Consider the following 16,795-nt stretch of genomic DNA (forward strand, 5'->3'; position numbering starts at 1 on the left):
CGTCCTGTCCTGTCCATGGCTCTCCTCCGGCCTCGCTCGACGCTGTCTTCGGTGTCGGTCGTTCAGGACTGCAGACGGGCGTCGTTCAGGAAATCGAGCGGTGGCTTGATCGGAAGATCCGGCAATGCGAGGAAAACCAAGCTACCCCCAGGAAAAGCAGAACTCGACAAGCTTCGGTGGCGAACGTCGCCAACGACGCGGATGTGCCACGGGAACCCGGTCTCCGTCACATATGTGTCGTGCTGAGGCAGAAAAGGCGCCACTGGCCACTATTCGCCATGATCTCATTAACATGATCTCATTAATATGTCGTGGACACTTAGCGCCACAAAGACGGCCAAGACTACAGCGGGCGGCTCTTGGCCGTTCGAGAACCGCCCAGAAGGCCTGGCGACCAACTATCGAGCCCGACCGCGTCTCAACTTCGCTGCATGAATGCGGCCGATATGCAGTCAGCTGCGTGTCGGCGCTGCAGCGGTTAACGTGATAGCTGGCCTGGGTTCGATTGAGCACCGAAGATCGAGCAGCAGCCTTGGGTTGCAGTGTGAAGGTGTTATGCCACCCACCGCTCCGGGTAAGGCCGGAAATCTTCCTCTGGAGCTGACCAGTTTTGTTGGCCGTCGACGCGAGGTGACCGAGGCCAAGCAGGCGCTGTCGGCCTCCCGCCTGGTGACGTTGACCGGGGTCGGAGGTATTGGCAAGTCCCGGCTTGCCCTGCGGGTGGCCGCGCAGGTGCAGAGGGCGTTCGACGACGGGGTGTGGCTGGTCGAGCTGGGCGAGCTGCAGGATCCAGCGCTGGTGGAGCACACCATGGCCAACACCCTCGGGCTGCGGGAGCAGGCCACGCTGGGGCCGGGGCAGCAGGAGGGGCGCCCGCCGATCGCGAGGCTGACCGAGTACCTCGCTGCCCGACAGGTGCTGCTGGTGCTGGACAACTGTGAGCACCTGGTGGACGCGGTCGCGAAGCTGGTCGATGCGCTGCTGCGGACCTGCCCGGGGCTGCAGGTGCTGGCCACCAGCCGGCAGCGGCTGGGTATCGGTGGGGAGGTCACGCTGCCGGTGCCGCCGCTGCCGGTACCAGACCCACGGCCGCCGCACTCCCTGCGGGGCCTGTCCCAGTCCGCGGCAGTGGCCCTGTTCGTCGAGCGGGCCGTGGCGGTGGTGCCCGAGTTCTGCCTCACCGCGGACGACCAGGGCGCGGTCGCACAGCTCTGTCACCGGACGGAAGGGCTGCCGCTGGCGATCGAACTCGCGGCGGCGCGGCTGCCGGCGCTGTCGCCGCAGGAGATCCTGCACCGCCTGTCGGACCGGTTCCGGCTGTTGGGTGCTGGTCCGCGCGGCGCGCCGGCGCGGCAGCGGACCCTGCGGGCCTGCATCGAGTGGAGCTACGGGCTGTGTACGTGCGTGGAACAGCTGCTGTGGGCTCGGCTGACGGTGTTCGTCGGTGGCTTTGAGCTGGAGGCGGCCGAGGGCATCTGCGCCGGGGACAACCTGGCATCAGAGGATGTGCTCGACCTGGTGACCTCCCTGGTGGACAAGTCCATCCTGATCCGGCAGGACGGCGGCACCGTGCGGTATCGGATGCTGGACACCATCCGCGAATACGGTCAAGGCAAGCGGCGGGAATCCGGCCAGGACACCGCACTACGCCGGCGGCATCGAGACTGGCACGCCGCGCTGGTGGCGGGCGCGGACGCCGAGTGGATCAGTGCCCGGCAGGTGGACTGGTTCGCCCGCCTGCGGCGCGAATACCCCAATATCCGGGCCGCGCTGGAGTTCTGCCTCACCGAACCCGGTGAGGCCGGGGCCGCCCTGCGGATCGCTACATCCCTGTACCCCTACTGGCTCGGGCGGGGGCTGCTCAGCGAGGGCCGGCACTGGCTCGATCAAGCCCTGGCCCAGCAGCCCCGGCCCTGCGCGGACCGGGCCCGAGCCCTCTACGCCGCCAGCATGCTCGCAGGGCAGCAAAGCGACATCGCCGCCGCGTCCGCCCTTGTACAGGAGGGACAGCAGGTCGCCGAGCAGTTGGGGGATGCCTCGACGCGCGCGCTGTTCACGCTCGCCTCCGGGTACGTGGCCGGATACCAGGGAGACTTCCCGCGCTCGGTCGCACTACTGGATGCGGCCCTCAAGGCGTTCCGTGCCGAGAACAACATCCCCCGGCTGCTCGAAGCCCTCTTCGCGCTCGCCGTGTACAGCGGGGTACAGGGGGACGCGGCACGGGCCCTGGCCTGTCACGAGGAGGTGCTGGCGATCACCGAACCCCGCGGCGAGGTCTGGTACCGGTCACTCTCACTGTGGGCCGCCGGGCTGGCGGTGTGGCAGCAGGGTGACCGCCGGCGGGCGGTCGGGCTGGTGCAGGAGAGCTTGCGCCTCAAGCGCTTGGTCAATGACCTGCTCGGCATCGCCTGGTGCCTGGAGGCCCTGGCGTGGATCGCGGCCGGCGCGCCGGATCTCCGGCGTGCCGCCACGCTCCTCGGCGCCGCGCAGGAGCTCTGGCAGGCCATCGGCGCGTCCCCCGCGACAGTGCGGCACCTGCTCGGCTACCACGATGAGTGCGAGCAGCGGACTCGTCGCGTGCTGGGTGAGCGGGGATTCCAGGCCGCGTTCCAGCGCGGCGCGGGTCTGAGTTTGGCAGACGCGATCGGGTACGCCCTGAACGAGAAACCGCAGGCGGCGCCGCCACCCGCCAGCGCCACGACGACCCTCACCCGACGCGAGCAGCAGGTCGCCGAGTTGGTCGCTCAGGGCCTGACCAACAAGCAGATCGCCGCCCGGCTGGTGATCGCCCAGCGCACCGCCGAGGGCCACGTCGAGAACATCCTGGCCAAACTCGGCTTCACCACACGCACCCAGCTGGCCACCTGGGGCATCGAACAACGAGAAAGCCGGGAGCGGTGATGGCGGGCACCGGATCGGGCCGGGTGGCCGGCAATGTGCCGGCCGACGTGACGCGTTTTGTGGGTCGGCGGCAGGCCACGGCCGAGGTGAAACGCGTCCTGTCCGCGGCCCGGTTGGTGACCTTGACCGGGGTCGGTGGGGTGGGAAAGTCCCGGCTGGCCGTGCACGTGGGGCGCACGGTTCGCCGGAGGTTTCCCGACGGGGTGTGGCTGGTGGAGCTGGCCACGCTCGGCGATCCGGCGCTGGTGGAGCAGACCGTCGCCGCCGCGCTGGGGTTGCGCGATCACTCGCGGCGGGATCCCGCGACCGTGCTGGCCGAATTCCTGGCGGACAAGCGCCTGCTGCTCATCCTGGACAACTGTGAGCACGTGCTGGACGGTTGCGGCCAGCTGGTGGTTCGGTTGCTGACCGCTGCCCCGCGGTTGTCCGTGCTGGCCACCAGCAGGGAACCGCTCGGTGTCCCCGGTGAACATCGCTGGCCCGTCCCCCCGCTGTCCCTGCCACCCACCGAACCCGATGCGCGGGTGTCGGCATGCCCCTGCGACGCGCTGGCGTTGTTCGCCGACCGGGCGGCCGCGGCCGCTCCGGGGTTCGCCTTGACCAGGGACAATGAGCCGGTGGTGGCGCGGTTGTGTCGGCGGCTGGATGGGTTGCCGTTGGCGATCGAACTGGCCGCGGTCCGGATGCGGGTGTTGTCGGTGGAGCAGTTGCTGGCCGGGCTGGAGGACCGGTTCGCGCTGCTGACGGGTGGGAGCCCCATGGGCCTGCCGCGCCATCACACCCTGCGGGCGACGGTCGACTGGAGCTTCGAGCTGTGCTCGCAGGCGGAACGACGGTTCTGGGCCCGGTGTTCGGTGTTCGCCGGGGATTTCGACCTGGACGCGGCCGAAGGCGTGTGCGCCGGTCCGGGGCTGGCGCACGATGAGGTCTTCGAGGCGGTGGCCGGGCTGATCGACAAATCGGTTCTGGTCCGGGAGGAGCGCGGGCACGGAGTGCGGTACCGGGTCCTGGAGACCATCCGCCAGTACGGGCGGGAACGGCTGGCCGAGGCCGGGGACACGGCTGTGTGGTGCCGCCGGCACCACGACTACTACCTGCACCTGGCCGACCAGGCCGACACGGACTCGGGCGGCCCTCACCAGCGGGAGTGGGCCGAGCGGTTGCGGGTCGAGCGGGCCAACCTCGTCGCGGCGCTGGACTACTGCCTGACGGTGCCCGGCCAGCAGCGGGACGGCCTGCGGCTGGGCGCGGCCCTGTGGTTCTACTGGATCGCCTGCGGGTTCGTCCGCGACGGCCGGTACTGGCTCGACCGGGCACTGCAGGCCGACCCGGCACCCAGCCGGGACCGCGCACGAGGACTGTGGATCAACGGATGGATCGCCACCTTGCAGGGCGACCACGACGCCAGCCTGGCCCTGCTGGAAGAAAGCCGGGACCTCGCCCAACAGCTAGGCGACGACACCGCGCTGACCTATGCGACCCAGCACCTCGGCTGGGCGCGACTGGCATCCGGCGACCCGCCACGGGCAATTCCCCTCCTTGATCATGTCCTGGCCCGTCACCGAGCATCGAACCAATGGACCGCCCCCGCGTTGATTATTTTTCCGATTCAGATATTTGCCGCCGGCACGGCCGGCGACACCGACCATGCCATGGACCTGCTCGACGAATGCCGGAACATCTGCGCGTCGCTGGGAGAACGCTGGGCCTGGTCCTGGACATTGAACGCTGCCGGCATCACGTGGTGGACAGCGGGAAACCCCCGGCAAGCCGCGGCTCACCTGTGTGAGTGCCTCCGCGTCAAACGTGACGTGACCGACCAACTGGGCTACCCGTTCGGCGTGGATCTCCTGTCGTGGGCCGCTGCCGCGGAGGGCGACTGGACCCGGGCGGCCGTGCTGCAGGGGGCCGCGGACACGATGTGGGAGCCGATCGGCCGACCGCTGTTCGGCTTCGACGCCTTGATCGACCAGGGTCAGCAATGGCGGACACGAACCCGCGAAGCCCTCGGTGACCACGCCTACCACGACGCCCTCCAGCACGGCGCACGGATGACCCCAGAACAGGCCATCGCCTACGCACTGGACGAATAATCTTCCGCACCGCGGTGGCCCTGCTGCCGGAGTCGGTTCCGCCGCACGCGGCCTGCCTACGTCGACAAGACCACCCGAACGCCCCATAGAGCGGGCGGGCAGCGAATCTCACGCTGCTGGCACAAATGCCATCATGATGCCAAGATCAAAGAGAAAGTGCCAAGATCAACGGGATCCTACATGTCTGTAGGTTCCCATCTCCTGTGGCATAACCCGACGGGCTGACCTGTATCGTTGGTCGCCGTCTCGGGCAGTGGCAGATCTCTGCTGTCTCAAATTCATGGCATTTCCTCGACAGCGTCATCCGGGGAACAACCGAGTTTCAAACAGTCGCTATCACCTGCATGAACCGTCTCGCATCAACCTGCCGGTCCGAAGATAGAAGCCACGGGCGCCGATCTCGTCGACCAAGTGACAACAAAACATCGACGGCGGCCGAACAGCAAGCAACCGTAACTCCAACCCCCAGCCCGAACATCACGTGATCGTGTTCACTGGAGGTCACGAACGTGAGCCCACCCGAAGACCTTCTATCGGAGTGGCCGACGTCGCATGACTAGTAGGTTTTCGGCACTAGTAGGTTTTCGGCAAGCACACGGTGGAGATGGCACACAAATCCGCCAGTGACGCATATTCGCCAGTGTCCCGGACAGGTCTGCTTTGCTTGTTCCTATTCGGAAGCGTCTGACCGCGTTACGGTGCGAATGTAGCAGCGTGGCTGGGTCTCTTGGCCGGGTCCGAGCCTCCCTTGCCAGGGCGCGGGGCGCGGACGGTGCGTTGGCGCAGCGGTGAGTGAGGGGCGAGGGGTGTTTCGCATCCTGGGGCCGGTCGAGGTGTGGTGGGGTGGTCGGCGGCTGGATGTGGGCGCTGCCAAGCAGCGGTTTGTGTTGGCTGTGCTCGCGTTGGAAGTCAATCACGTCGTTCCCCTGGATCGTTTGATCAGTTTGACCTGGGCGGACGACCCGCCGCCGGCGGCGGCGAAAACCATCCAGGCCCACGTGTCTCGTTTGCGGACGGTGTTGAAAACCGCGGCCGCCGAGACCGATGGCGTCGCCTTGGTCAGTGAGCGGACGGGCTACGAGTTGCGCGCCGACCCGATGAGCGTGGACGCGCACCGGTTCCGAGCCCTGGTCGAGCAGGCCCGCCACACCGACGACGAGCACGCCATCACGCTGCTGCGCGAGGCCCTGGATCTGTGGCGAGGGGAAGCGCTGGCGGGAACGGCTCCCGACGAGGTCCGCTACCGGCTGTGCCACGGCCTGGACGAGGCACGGCTGGTGGCCGTGGAGGATCGGGTGGACGCCGAGCTGCGGCTGGGGCGGCATCGCGAGGTGCTCGGGGAGCTCACCGGCCTGGTCACGGCGCATCCGACCCGGGAACGCCTGGTCGGCCAGCACATGCTGGCCCTACACCGCAGCGGCCGGGCGAGCGAAGCGCTGGAGGCATACCGCCATTTTCGCACCCGGCTGGGCGAGGAACTCGGGCTGGATCCGGGCACTGCTCTCCAGCACCTCGAGTCGGCGATCCTGCGGGCCGACCCGTCCCTGGAGCTCCCGCCCCGATCGGCCCGGACTGCGGTGACAACCAACCGGGTTGCGGTTCCTCGTCAGCTGCCGACCGACATCGCCAGCTTCGCCAGCCGCAGCCGCTACCTGCAGGAGTTGGACGCCCTCCTGCCCCGCGACGACGACGCCGTCCCGCGGGCGGTGGTGCTTTCGGCGATCGCCGGTACGGCCGGGATCGGCAAGACCGCCCTGGCGGTGCACTGGGCCCATCGGGTCGCCGACCGGTTTCCCGACGGGCAGTTGCACGTCAACCTGCGGGGCTTCGACCCGCAGGCCCCGGTGGAGGCCGGTCAGGCCCTGCACGGGTTCCTGCTCGCCCTTGGGGTGGACCCGCAGGCCATCCCCATCGACCTGGAGGCCAAGGCCGCGCTGTACCGCAGCCTGCTCGCTGGCAAGCGGATGCTGATCGTGCTGGACAACGCCCGCGACACCGAGCACGTCCGTCCGCTGCTGCCCGCCAGCCCCACCTGCCTAGCGATCATCACCAGCCGCAACCGGCTGGACAGCCTGACCGCACGGCACGGCGCCCACCGCCTTACCCTCGATTTCCTCAGCACCGACGAGGCCGTCGCGCTGCTCACCACACGCCTCGGTCGACAGCGGGTGGCAGCCGAACCTGACGCCGTCGCCGAGCTGATCGAGTTGTGTATCCGGCTCCCGCTGGCCTTGAGCATCGCCGCCGCCCGCGCCACCACCCAACCGACACTGACCCTGAGCCGACTGGCCGAGGATCTCCGCGACGAACGCGCTCGGCTCGACGTGCTCGACACCGGCGATATCGACCTGGACCTGCGGGCGGTGTTCTCCTGGTCCTACCACACCCTGACAGCACAGGCGGCACGCCTGTTCCGGCTGCTGGGCGTGCAGCCCGGACCCGACATCAGCCTGCCCGCAGCCGCCAACCTGACCGACATCCACATCCGTTCAGCACACGGGCTACTCACCGAACTCACCCGGGCGCACCTGCTCGACGAACACACTCCCGGCCGATTCCGGTTCCACGACCTGCTGCGCGCCTACGCAGGCGAGCAGGCCGTGGAGGGGGAACCCGAAACCCAGCGGCGCGCGGCGATTCACAGGCTCCTGGACTACTACCTGCACACCAGCCTGGCCGCTGCCTGCTGCATTGACCCGCACCGAGAGCCCATCACCCTGGATGCCCCACAACCCGGGGTCACCCCTGGTGCGATCACAGACCATGAGCAGGCGGTGCGGTGGTTCACCGCCGAGCACACCACCCTGCTTGCCGCCACCGCTCGCGCCGCCCGCGCCGGGTTCGACGTCCACGCATGGCAACTGCCTCGGACCCTCGGCACCTTCCTCGACCTGCAAGGGCATTGGCACGACGATGAGGACGCCGGGCAGACCGCCCTGGCCGCCGCACGCCGTCTCGGCGACCGCGCCGCCCAAGCCACCACCCACCGCGGCCTCGGCTGGACCTACACTCGGCTCGGGCGCTACGCAGATGCCCTCACCCACCTGCGACGGGCCCTCGTCTTGTTCCGAGAACTCGGCGACCACGCTGGCCAAGCCCATACCCATCACTGCCTCGGCTTCGTCTATGAGCAGCAGGGCCGATACACCGAGGCGCTCATCCAGGCCCAGCACGCCCTGGATCTCTCCCGCGCCACCGGCGACCACGCCGCGCAAGCCTGGGCACTCAATGCCCTCGGCTGGGCCCACGCTGAGCTCGGCAACTTCCAGCAGGCACTCACCCACTGCCACCACGCCCTACGCCTGCTCCGTGACCTCCACAACCGCGACCGCGACGGCGAAGCCGACACCCTGGACAGCCTCGGCTACGCCCACCACCACCTCGGCCACCACACTCAGGCCATCGCCCACTACCAGCAGGCCCTCGCCCTGTACCGCGAGCTTGGCAACCGCTACGACGAAGCCGAGACCCTCACCCACCTCGGCGACACCCACCACGTCACCGGCAACCAGGCTGCCGCCCAGGAAGCCTGGCGGCAGGCCCTGGTCATCCTCGACCAACTCGGCCACCCCGACGCCGACCAAGTCCGTACCAAACTCACCCAACTCGACCCCGAACCAGAGGCCAACGCCAGCCACGGCCACGACAGCGCCGAATGAGCGCGCCCTCCATTGTCAGCGCCAACTCCAGACCAGATATCTCCTGCTCGCGCCCCCCACTGTGCCGTTGGCCTGTACTGACCTGAAGCCTTGGGGACGGATCGCCGATCGCCCTACCAGGTCTCACCTCGCAGCACCCCCTCGCTGACCGCGATGTGCCACCACAGCGGCGAGCCCTGACAAGTCCTAACTGGACCGGCGCTACAGCATCGAGAACCTCCACCATGCCCTGTGGCATTGCGTGTCATTCGTCGAGTGGCAACGGCAACGCCCATGATGTCACCACGCGCCCCGACGCCTGGACCGCGCACAGGTAGAAACCTTCCCAGCGGTGCACCGGGGTCGCCCCCGACCAAGACATGGCCTGCAGCACTCCGTTCGTATCGGGTTGTTGATATCGGGTTGCGTGGGACCGCAGCCGGTCCGCAGCCCCACCGCAGCCCCCTGACGCTGCACCGGTGGACACAAACGAGTTGACACAAACGAGTCGAACGACGACTCACTCCGCGTTTCCCTATCGTCCAAGGGAGTCCGACCAGTGTCCACGACATCCCAGCAGATCTGAGCCTGTCCCGGCGCGAGCTGGATGCGGGCGGCGCTTCGGGTCAGAGGGCAGAGTGCGCGCAGCACATGGCCCAACGGTGAATCGTGGCGGCCGAAAACCAGATCTGGAGATCTTCTGGAGTCCGCGTTTCCCGCCGCCGCGGCAGCATTCGAGGTCAGCCCGCTGGTGCGGGAGGCTGAGGAGACTCTGGCCGAACAGCTCGCCCGATGGCAGCAGAAGTATCCGGACGTCCGGGTCACCCGCCAGGTTGTGCGGGACCGTCCGGCGCACGCGTTGCTTCGGTTCTCGGACGAGGCCCAACTGATCGTCGTGGGCAGCCGGGGCCGGGGCGGGTTCCGCGGGCTGCTCCTCGGTTCCACCAGTCAGCATCTGCTGCGGCACGCACCATGCCCGGTGGCGGTTGTGCGCACCCGCCACGAGACCTGATCCCAGTCACAAGTCAAAGATCCTGGCCGCGCGACCCCGCGGCGTACTTCCCGCAGCGGCGTAGCCCCAGCCGTCCACGCGGCGAGCACGGGGTCCATGATTCGCCACGCTTCCTCCGCTTCGTCGCCGCGGATGGACAACGTGGCGTCTCCCTCGAAGACGTCGAGCAGCAGGCGGCTGTAGGCGGGAAGAGTCTGCGGGGCGAGATCGGGGGCGAGGCATGCTGGTTCGAGGTCGAACGGGTCTCCGGCGCCGTTGAGGTTGATCGACAGATCGATGCGGTCGGGATCGATCATCATCCGCAGGACGTTGGGCATCGGCTCCTGCTGCTGGCCGAAGACCGGGTGCGGTACGTCTCGGAAGCGCACGGCGATGTGGCTCCGGCTGGCAGCGAGTGCTTTGCCGGAACGGAGCCGAAACGGCACGCCGGCCCACCGCCAGTTGTCGATCCAGCAGGTCATGGTGGCGTAGGTCTCGGTTTCCCGGGCAGGGTCGACTCCGGGCTCTGCTGTGTAGTCGGGTACCGCTCGATCGCCGATGCGGCCGGCGGTGTAGCGGGCGCGGGTGGTGTAGCGGGCTACCTCGTCGGGGGTCAGGCGCGCACCGCGCGCAGGACGTCGACCTTGCGGTCACGCAGGTCTCGTGGGGTGAGGGTGTGCGGGGGCTCCAACGCGACCAGGCACAGCAGTTGCAGCAGGTGGTTCTGCAGCATGTCGCGCAGGGCGCCGGCACGGTCGTAATAGCTGGCCGTCCCTCGAGAGTGAGCGTCTCGTCCCAGACTATGTCCACCGACTCGATGTGCTGAGCGTTCCAGAGCGGTTCGAAGATCCGGTTCGCGAAGCGCAGGCCGAGCACGTTCTGCACGGTCTGCTTGGCCAGGAAGTGGCGCCCACGGCAACCAAAACGCCACCGCCCGCCAGCCAGCCGTGCACGCACAGCACGAATCCGCCGCCTGCCGGGTGCACGCCAACCATCCCTGCCAGTCCACCGCCGGCCTCGGACGCCGTTCACCCTCGCCGCCAGTTGCCGCCGCAACCGCGAACGACGACCACGGGCCACTCCTCCGATAGGGGTTCCTGGACGTCATATCCAGCTTCAAGGTGCCGTCCGCGGGCCGACAAAAAGTCGTGCCGTTCCGGCGCCGTGCTGATCACATCTTCGCCTGGGTACGTTGCCTCCGGACGAGGGACTGTGCTGACTGTCGCGCTGGGTCACCGATCAGGTCACGGAGATCGCGGGCGAACTGGATCCTGCGCTTGCCGAAAATCTCATCCGTGCTGGTCAGATGCTGTACACAGTGAATCAGCACCGTTCACTTACGGTCCTACGGCAGGATGACCGGCCGTGCTGCTGCGACTGGCCTACCTCGGCCTGACCAACACCTTCGCCATGCTCCGTCTGCTACCGATGAGCAACCAGGACAAAGACATCGAGATCCTCGCCCTGCGGCACCAGATCGGAGTACTGCAACGGCAACTCGGCAATACCAGGGTGCGGTTCAGTCCGGCTGACAGGGCGTTACTCGCCGCACTCCTGCGCCGGCTACCACGCCAGGCCCTTGCACAGACTCCGTCTGCTGGTGCGCCCAGACACGATCCAGCGCTGGCACCGCGACCTACTCCGCCGACGCCACGCCAGGATGTCGCGACCGAAACGGCCGGGCCGACCGCGCATCATCCGGTCTATCCGAGTCCTGGTTCTGCGCCTGGCCAAGGAGAACCCGAGTTGGGGCTACCGCCGCATCCACGGCGAACTCCTCGTCCTCGGCATCAAAGTCGCCGCATCGACCGTGTGGCAGATTCTCACTAACGCCGACATCGAACCCGCACCCGAACGCGCCTCCAGCACCTGGACCCAATTCCTCCACTCCCAAGCCGAGGTCCTACTGGCCTGCGACTTCCTCGAAACCATCACCCTTACCGGCACACGCATGTACGTCCTGGCCGTGATCGAACACGCCCACCGCAGGATCCGCATCCTCGGCGCCACAGCACATCCCACCGCCGCCTGGGTCACCCAAGCCGCCCGCAACCTCCTCATGGACCTCGAAGACGCCCACTGCCGAGCGCGATTCCTGATCCGCGACAGAGACGGCAGATTCCCTGAGCTGTTCGATGCCATCCTCGCCGACGCCAGCATCGAGGTCGTGCTGAGTGGTGTTCAGATGCCCAGGATGAACTCGATCGTCGAACGCTGGATACAAACCTGCCGACACGAACTACTCGACCGGACACTGATCTGGAACCAGCGACACCTACTCCACGCACTCCGCGAATACGAGCGCTTCTACAACTCTCACCGACCTCACCAAGGCATCGCCAACGCCCGACCATTACAACCACTGCCCACGCCCATCACCGATCCAGCGCAGATCAATCAACTCGACATCCGCCGACACCAACGTTTGGGCGGAATCCTCAACGAGTACCACCACGCCGCTTGACCTGCACGGATGACATTTTCGGCTAGCGCAACGCCGACGGACCACCGCCGGAACTCCGCAAGGGTCGATCCTCTCCCCGTTGCTGAGCAACGTGACCTTCTCGGTCCTGGACGAGCATATCGCCCATGGGCCGGGCGGCCCGTCAGCTAACAGGATAGAGCGTGCCAAGCGGCGTCGTCACGGTCTGCCCAACTACCGGCTGGTCCGGTACGCGGACGACTGGTGCCTGGCGGTGTCAGGCACCCAGGCGCACGCCGAGGCCCTGCGGGAGGAGATCGCGGGAGTCCTGTCCACGATGGGTTTGCGCCTGTCACCGGAAAAGACTCTCATCACCCACATTGACAAGGGCCTCGATTTCCTTGGCTGGCGTATCCAGCGTCACCGCAAGCGAGGCACCGGCAAGCACTACGTCTACGTCTATCCAGCCAAGAAGGCGCTGGCCGCCGTCATGGCCAAGGTGAAGACGATCTGCCGGAAGAACACGAACCTGCCGCTCGTAGTCCTGCTGCACCAGCTCAACCGGATGCTGCGGGGCTGGACCGCGTACTTCAAGTACGGATGCTCGAACGCGACCTTCAGCTACCTGCGCTCCTACCTCTGGCAGGAGATCGTCAGGTGGCAGAACCGCAAACACCGGCGCACCACATGGAAACAACTGCGCCGGCGCTACGGCATCTGGCCCGCCGATGGTGACGTGAACCTGTTCGATCCGGCCAGGGTCAGCGCGAAGCGCTACTACTACCGGGGAACACGCATCCCGACACCATGGCCGAGCACAACATGAGGCAACCACGCGGCCCTTTTCGGGGCTTGTGGAGAGCCCGGTGCGCTTAGCGCACGCCGGGTTCGGGAGGCGGCTCGGAGAAACCCACCAGTGGCAACACCAGCAGGGCGCTCCGAGTCGACCTCACGTGCTGCGCCGCACGAATCCACCGCCACGACTCGACTGGGCTGACCGCGCGGTACTCGCCGCCTTGGCGCGGTGGCTGCCCAGCCTGCTGCGCAGGCATCGGCTGGTGACACCAGACACCATCCTGCGATGGCACCGCCGCCTGGTAGCCCGCAAGTGGACCTATCCCAACCGAACAGGACGCCCGCCGATCGACCACACCGTCGTCGCGCTGATCGAACGAATGGCACAAGAGAACACTGGCTGGGGCTATCGCAGGATTCAAGGCGAACTGCTCAAGCTCGGTCATCACGTATCCGCGTCGAGCATCCGCCAGGTGCTCAAACGCTTGCGGATACCGCCAGCCCCGCACCGCGACCCGGACACCTCCTGGTGACAGTTCCTGCGCACCCAGGCAACCACAATGCTGGCCTGTGACTTCTTCACCGTGGACTGCGCAGTCACACTCAAACGCGTCTACGTGTTCTTCGTGCTCGAAGTCACCACCCGCTACGTCCACATCTCGGTACCACAACAAATCCCGACGGACCAGGGACCACCCAACAAGCCCGCAACCTCACGATCGACATAGGCGACCGGACTGTCAGCTTCCGGTTCCTGATCCGCGACCGCGCCGGGCAATTCACCATCGCATTCGACGCCGTCTTCTCCAGCGCAGGCATCAAGGTTGTCAAGATCCCGCCCGGCTGCCCAAGGGCAAACTGCTACGCCGAGAGATTCATCGGCACAGTACGACGCGAACTCACCGACCGACTGCTGATCATCGGCGAACGTCACCTACGAACCGTGCTGACAAGGTATGTCGCCCACTACAACCGACGCCGCCCTCATCAAGCCCGACAACTGATGCCGCCAAGACCAGACCGGCCCATTCCCCACTCCAGACATGCCCAGATCCGCTGCCACCAGATCCCCGGCGGCTTGATCAACGAGTACGAACCCGCTGCGGCTTAACGCGCAGGTCATAGCCATAGGGCCGGCTTCTGAAACCCCACAAGGCGACCACGATGCTGGCGTGCGACTTCTTCACCGTGGACTGCGCGGTCACGCTGAGACGGGTCTATGTGTTCTTAGTGCTCGAGGTCGCCACCCGCTATGTCCACGTCCTGGGCACTACATCCCCATCCCGACGGCCCGTGGACCACTCAACAAGCCCGGAACCTGCTGATGGACGTGGGTGGCCGGGCAGCTGGCTTTCGGTTCCTGGTCCGAGACCGCGCTGGCCAGTTCACTACCTCATGTGATGCCGTCTTCGCCGATGCGGGTGTCGAGGTGGTCAAGATTCCTCCCGGATGTCCGCGAGCGAACTGCTATGCCGAGAGATTCATCGGGACAGTCAGGAGCGAGGTCACCGATCGCGTTCTGATCATTAACGAACGTCACCTGCGGGCCGTGCTTGAGCAGTATGTCGCGCACTACAACCGACGCCGTCCCCATCAAGCTCGCCAACTCCTCGCGCCACGGCCAGACCTCACGATTCCCCGGGAGGGTTGCACGCAGGTCCAGCGCCGAGTCGTACTCGGTGGCTTGATCAACGAGTACGAACCGGCAGCAGCGTGACCCGAAGGTCAGCGCCACCGGCCGACTTATGGAACCCCCACAGGCGTACAACTTGCATGAAAATCACTGCCCGCGGGACTGGAGCTGCAACTTTTGCGCAGCCATTGGCCACTATCCGCCACGCTAATCCCTTCAGCTATTCAATGAAAGCTGCGATGCTCCACTAAGGGTGTGCGGCCTTCATCTTTAGAAACTGAGTGTCAGGCAACGACGGAGAAGGGGAGGTGGAATGCAAAAGTGCGCGCGCCCGCGCAGATTTGTCTGGAACTTCCCCATTTTGGATGGGAGGGGCAATGCGGAAGAAGTGGCGAGATCTCGGGCGGCCGGCCATCGTGCTCGCAGCGTGTGTCACCCTTCTCTTGGGAGTATCAGCCGTATCGGCACAAGCGGCCGACGTTGATGCCAAGGACTTTGGAAATATTAAGGTCTGCAAGAAGGTCAACGGCTGGAGCGACGAGGATCAGAAGTTCAGATTCATCATCCGTGAGCAGCGTTCAGGGAAGATCGCCGAGTTCATGTTGAGGGGCGACGATTGTCGCGGGGAGAATAGGCTGGACGTCGGCACATACCGGGTGCGAGAAAGTGGCATTCCCGAGAATTGCAAGATCGCTGACATCAAGGTCAATGGTCCCTATGAACGTATCAACTTGGTGAACGCTGTTGCCGTGGTCAAGGTCGAGAAGAACAAGACTACCACGGTCACCTTCGTCGACAGATGCAAGAAATAAGACGATTGAGTTAGCCGTCCCTCGGGGAAGGGAGAACTACTTCCCCGAGGGACACATAGGGTTCGGAGGGTGTGACGGTCAAATACTCATCGCTGCTGATCAACTAGCCTACTAGTCAGGTTGAGACAATCCGTGCATGATCGTCTCGCTGCTGTACCGCATGATCCGGCACCTGCTCTCGATTCCTGGAGTGCTGCTGCGCCGTGAGACCAGCAGAGACGCCGAGCTCCTGGTCCTGAGACACGAGAACACGAGCCTGTGCCGCCAACTCGGCAAACGCCTGCGCTACCAGACCGCGGACCGGCTCTGGCTCAGCACCCTGTCCAGGCTCATCCCCCACCATCGGTGGGCGTCGATCTTCCCGTCACACCAGCGACCCTGTTGTCCTGGCACCGCACACTCATCGCCCGGAAATGGGACTACACAGCCCGACGCACGAAACCCGGCCGACCCTCGACACCTGCCGCGATCCGCCAGTTCGTCCTGCGGCTCGCGAATGAGAACAGCCGATGGGGACACCGCAGGATCCACGACGAACTCGTCAGGCTCGGCTACACCGTCGCGGCAGCCACCGTCTGGCACATTCTGCACACCGCCGGCATCGACCCCGCGCCACGCCGCACCGGCCCGACCTGGCGAGAATTCCTTGCCGCGCAAGCAAACAGCGTCATCGCCTGCGACTTCCCGCACATCGTGTACCGCTCGAAAAGCCGTCGCAGCTGGTCAGGGCACCACAGTGAAACCGTTGGGATCATGCTCCAGTGAGCTGTACCGACTGACCCGACGACTGCTGTCCGTCCCCGCGGTGCTGCTGCGCCGCGACGTCGTCAAGGACGCAGAGCTGCTCGTGCTCCGGCACGAGAACACCGTCCTCCGCCGCCAGATCACCGGCCAGGTCCGCTACGAGCCAGCAGATCGGCTCTGGTTCGCCGCATTGTCTTCGCTACTCCCCCGGCGCCGCTGGCACGCGATCTTCCCGGTCCAGCCCGCGACGATCCTGGCCTGGCACCGCACGTTCATCGCATGGAAATGGGACTACAGCGCGCGCCGACGACCGATCGGGCGACCGCCCACTCACGCGGCAATCACGAAGCTTGTCCTTCGGTTGGCCCACGACAACCCGCGCTGGGGCCACCGGAGAATCCACGGCGAGCTGACCCGGCTCGGACATCGGATCGCCGCATCGACCGTCTGGAAGATCCTCAACTCGTCCGGCATCCATCCCGCACCGCGTCGCACCGGTCCCACCTGGAAACAGTTCCTGGCCAGCCAGGCCCACGGCATCATCGCCGCAGACTTCTTCCACATCGACACCGTCCTCGGCAAACGCCTTTATGCCCTGGTGTTCCTCGAGCACGGCACGCGGCGGCCACACATCGCCGGTGTCACCCAACACCCGACCCAGGAGTGGACGACACAACAAGCCCGCAACCTCACCGCCCAGTTCGGCACCCACTCATTCCGATTCCTGCTTCCCGACCGCGACGGGAACAACTCCTCGACGTTCGAC

13 protein-coding genes and 3 pseudogenes are annotated in these 16,795 nt (G+C 66.3%); 13 read left to right on the top strand and 3 right to left on the bottom strand.

Annotation, left to right across the window (positions count from 1 at the left end; translation table 11 throughout):
• Window positions 1-555: 555 nt before the first annotated feature.
• The 4 genes and pseudogenes from B9C43_RS54520 to B9C43_RS59475 all read left to right on the top strand — a co-directional run.
• Window positions 556-2,901 (top strand): ATP-binding protein, encoded by a 2,346-nt coding sequence (locus B9C43_RS54520; RefSeq protein WP_084435020.1) that lies wholly within the window; start codon window positions 556-558, stop codon window positions 2,899-2,901.
• Window positions 2,901-4,994 (top strand): ATP-binding protein, encoded by a 2,094-nt coding sequence (locus tag B9C43_RS54525; RefSeq protein WP_084435021.1) that lies wholly within the window; start codon window positions 2,901-2,903, stop codon window positions 4,992-4,994. The genes B9C43_RS54520 and B9C43_RS54525 overlap by 1 nt, the downstream gene beginning before the upstream one ends.
• A gap of 806 nt (window positions 4,995-5,800) precedes the next feature.
• Complete coding sequence (locus B9C43_RS54530) at window positions 5,801-8,653, top strand: AfsR/SARP family transcriptional regulator (protein WP_235039414.1); 2,853 nt, start codon at window positions 5,801-5,803, stop codon at window positions 8,651-8,653.
• A 745-nt stretch (window positions 8,654-9,398) separates the two neighbouring features.
• Window positions 9,399-9,644: pseudogene (locus tag B9C43_RS59475) on the top strand (universal stress protein); the annotation flags it as partial.
• Here B9C43_RS59475 and B9C43_RS58200 read toward each other — a convergent pair.
• Both B9C43_RS58200 and B9C43_RS59875 read right to left on the bottom strand, forming a co-directional pair.
• Window positions 9,581-10,240 (bottom strand): hypothetical protein, encoded by a 660-nt coding sequence (locus B9C43_RS58200; RefSeq protein ID WP_200826163.1) that lies wholly within the window; start codon window positions 10,238-10,240, stop codon window positions 9,581-9,583. The pseudogene B9C43_RS59475 and the gene B9C43_RS58200 overlap by 64 nt on opposite strands.
• Window positions 10,237-10,703: pseudogene (locus B9C43_RS59875) on the bottom strand (hypothetical protein). The gene B9C43_RS58200 and the pseudogene B9C43_RS59875 overlap by 4 nt, the downstream one beginning before the upstream one ends.
• 580 nt (window positions 10,704-11,283) lie before the next feature.
• Here B9C43_RS59875 and B9C43_RS59480 point away from each other — a divergent pair.
• The 4 genes and pseudogenes from B9C43_RS59480 (at window position 11,284) to B9C43_RS58215 (ending at window position 13,373) form a co-directional block, all read left to right on the top strand.
• Window positions 11,284-12,087: an integrase core domain-containing protein gene (locus tag B9C43_RS59480; protein WP_235039415.1), complete on the top strand. Its 804-nt coding sequence runs from the start codon at window positions 11,284-11,286 to the stop codon at window positions 12,085-12,087.
• A gap of 40 nt (window positions 12,088-12,127) precedes the next feature.
• Window positions 12,128-12,448, top strand: a pseudogene (locus B9C43_RS59880) (reverse transcriptase/maturase family protein); the annotation flags it as partial.
• A gap of 87 nt (window positions 12,449-12,535) precedes the next feature.
• Complete coding sequence (locus B9C43_RS59885) at window positions 12,536-12,871, top strand: group II intron maturase-specific domain-containing protein (protein WP_268811652.1); 336 nt, start codon at window positions 12,536-12,538, stop codon at window positions 12,869-12,871.
• A gap of 127 nt (window positions 12,872-12,998) precedes the next feature.
• Window positions 12,999-13,373 carry a hypothetical protein gene (locus B9C43_RS58215; RefSeq protein ID WP_235039416.1) on the top strand — a complete coding sequence of 125 codons (375 nt, stop codon included), beginning with the start codon at window positions 12,999-13,001 and terminating at the stop codon, window positions 13,371-13,373.
• A 113-nt stretch (window positions 13,374-13,486) separates the two neighbouring features.
• On the opposite strand, the gene B9C43_RS59485 is transcribed toward B9C43_RS58215, so the two are convergent.
• Entirely contained in the window at window positions 13,487-13,774 is a 288-nt protein-coding gene (locus tag B9C43_RS59485) for a hypothetical protein (protein WP_235039417.1), read from the bottom strand.
• Between B9C43_RS59485 and B9C43_RS59490 the strand changes: the two genes are divergently transcribed.
• From B9C43_RS59490 to B9C43_RS54575, 5 genes are all read left to right on the top strand, one after another.
• Window positions 13,673-13,951, top strand: a complete 279-nt coding sequence (locus B9C43_RS59490; RefSeq protein ID WP_235039420.1) for an integrase core domain-containing protein — start codon at window positions 13,673-13,675, stop codon at window positions 13,949-13,951. The genes B9C43_RS59485 and B9C43_RS59490 overlap by 102 nt on opposite strands.
• Before the next feature lie 213 nt (window positions 13,952-14,164).
• Window positions 14,165-14,557, top strand: a complete 393-nt coding sequence (locus B9C43_RS54560; RefSeq protein WP_235039421.1) for a transposase — start codon at window positions 14,165-14,167, stop codon at window positions 14,555-14,557.
• 293 nt (window positions 14,558-14,850) lie between these two features.
• The gene (locus B9C43_RS54565) at window positions 14,851-15,285 is read left to right on the top strand and encodes a hypothetical protein (RefSeq protein WP_084435025.1); all 435 of its coding nucleotides are present in this window, start codon (window positions 14,851-14,853) and stop codon (window positions 15,283-15,285) included.
• Between the two features lie 345 nt (window positions 15,286-15,630).
• Entirely contained in the window at window positions 15,631-16,050 is a 420-nt protein-coding gene (locus B9C43_RS54570; protein ID WP_200826162.1) for a helix-turn-helix domain-containing protein, read from the top strand.
• Window positions 16,031-16,795: integrase (locus B9C43_RS54575; RefSeq protein WP_235039418.1), on the top strand; the 765-nt coding region annotated here is incomplete at its 3' end. The genes B9C43_RS54570 and B9C43_RS54575, both read left to right, overlap by 20 nt.

This window comes from Kibdelosporangium aridum (genome assembly GCF_900176515.1).
Lineage (GTDB): Bacteria > Actinomycetota > Actinomycetes > Mycobacteriales > Pseudonocardiaceae > Kibdelosporangium > Kibdelosporangium aridum.

Bases quoted from the DNA above. Each gene is read 5' to 3' on its own strand.
- B9C43_RS59885 (WP_268811652.1), top strand. From the start codon at position 12,536: ATGGCCAAGGTGAAGACGATCTGCCGGAAGAACACGAACCTGCCGCTC.
- B9C43_RS59480 (WP_235039415.1), top strand. From the start codon at position 11,284: ATGTCGCGACCGAAACGGCCGGGCCGACCGCGCATCATCCGGTCTATC.
- B9C43_RS54525 (WP_084435021.1), top strand. From the start codon at position 2,901: ATGGCGGGCACCGGATCGGGCCGGGTGGCCGGCAATGTGCCGGCCGAC.
- B9C43_RS54520 (WP_084435020.1), top strand. From the start codon at position 556: ATGCCACCCACCGCTCCGGGTAAGGCCGGAAATCTTCCTCTGGAGCTG.
- B9C43_RS54560 (WP_235039421.1), top strand. From the start codon at position 14,165: ATGGACGTGGGTGGCCGGGCAGCTGGCTTTCGGTTCCTGGTCCGAGAC.
- B9C43_RS54565 (WP_084435025.1), top strand. From the start codon at position 14,851: ATGCGGAAGAAGTGGCGAGATCTCGGGCGGCCGGCCATCGTGCTCGCA.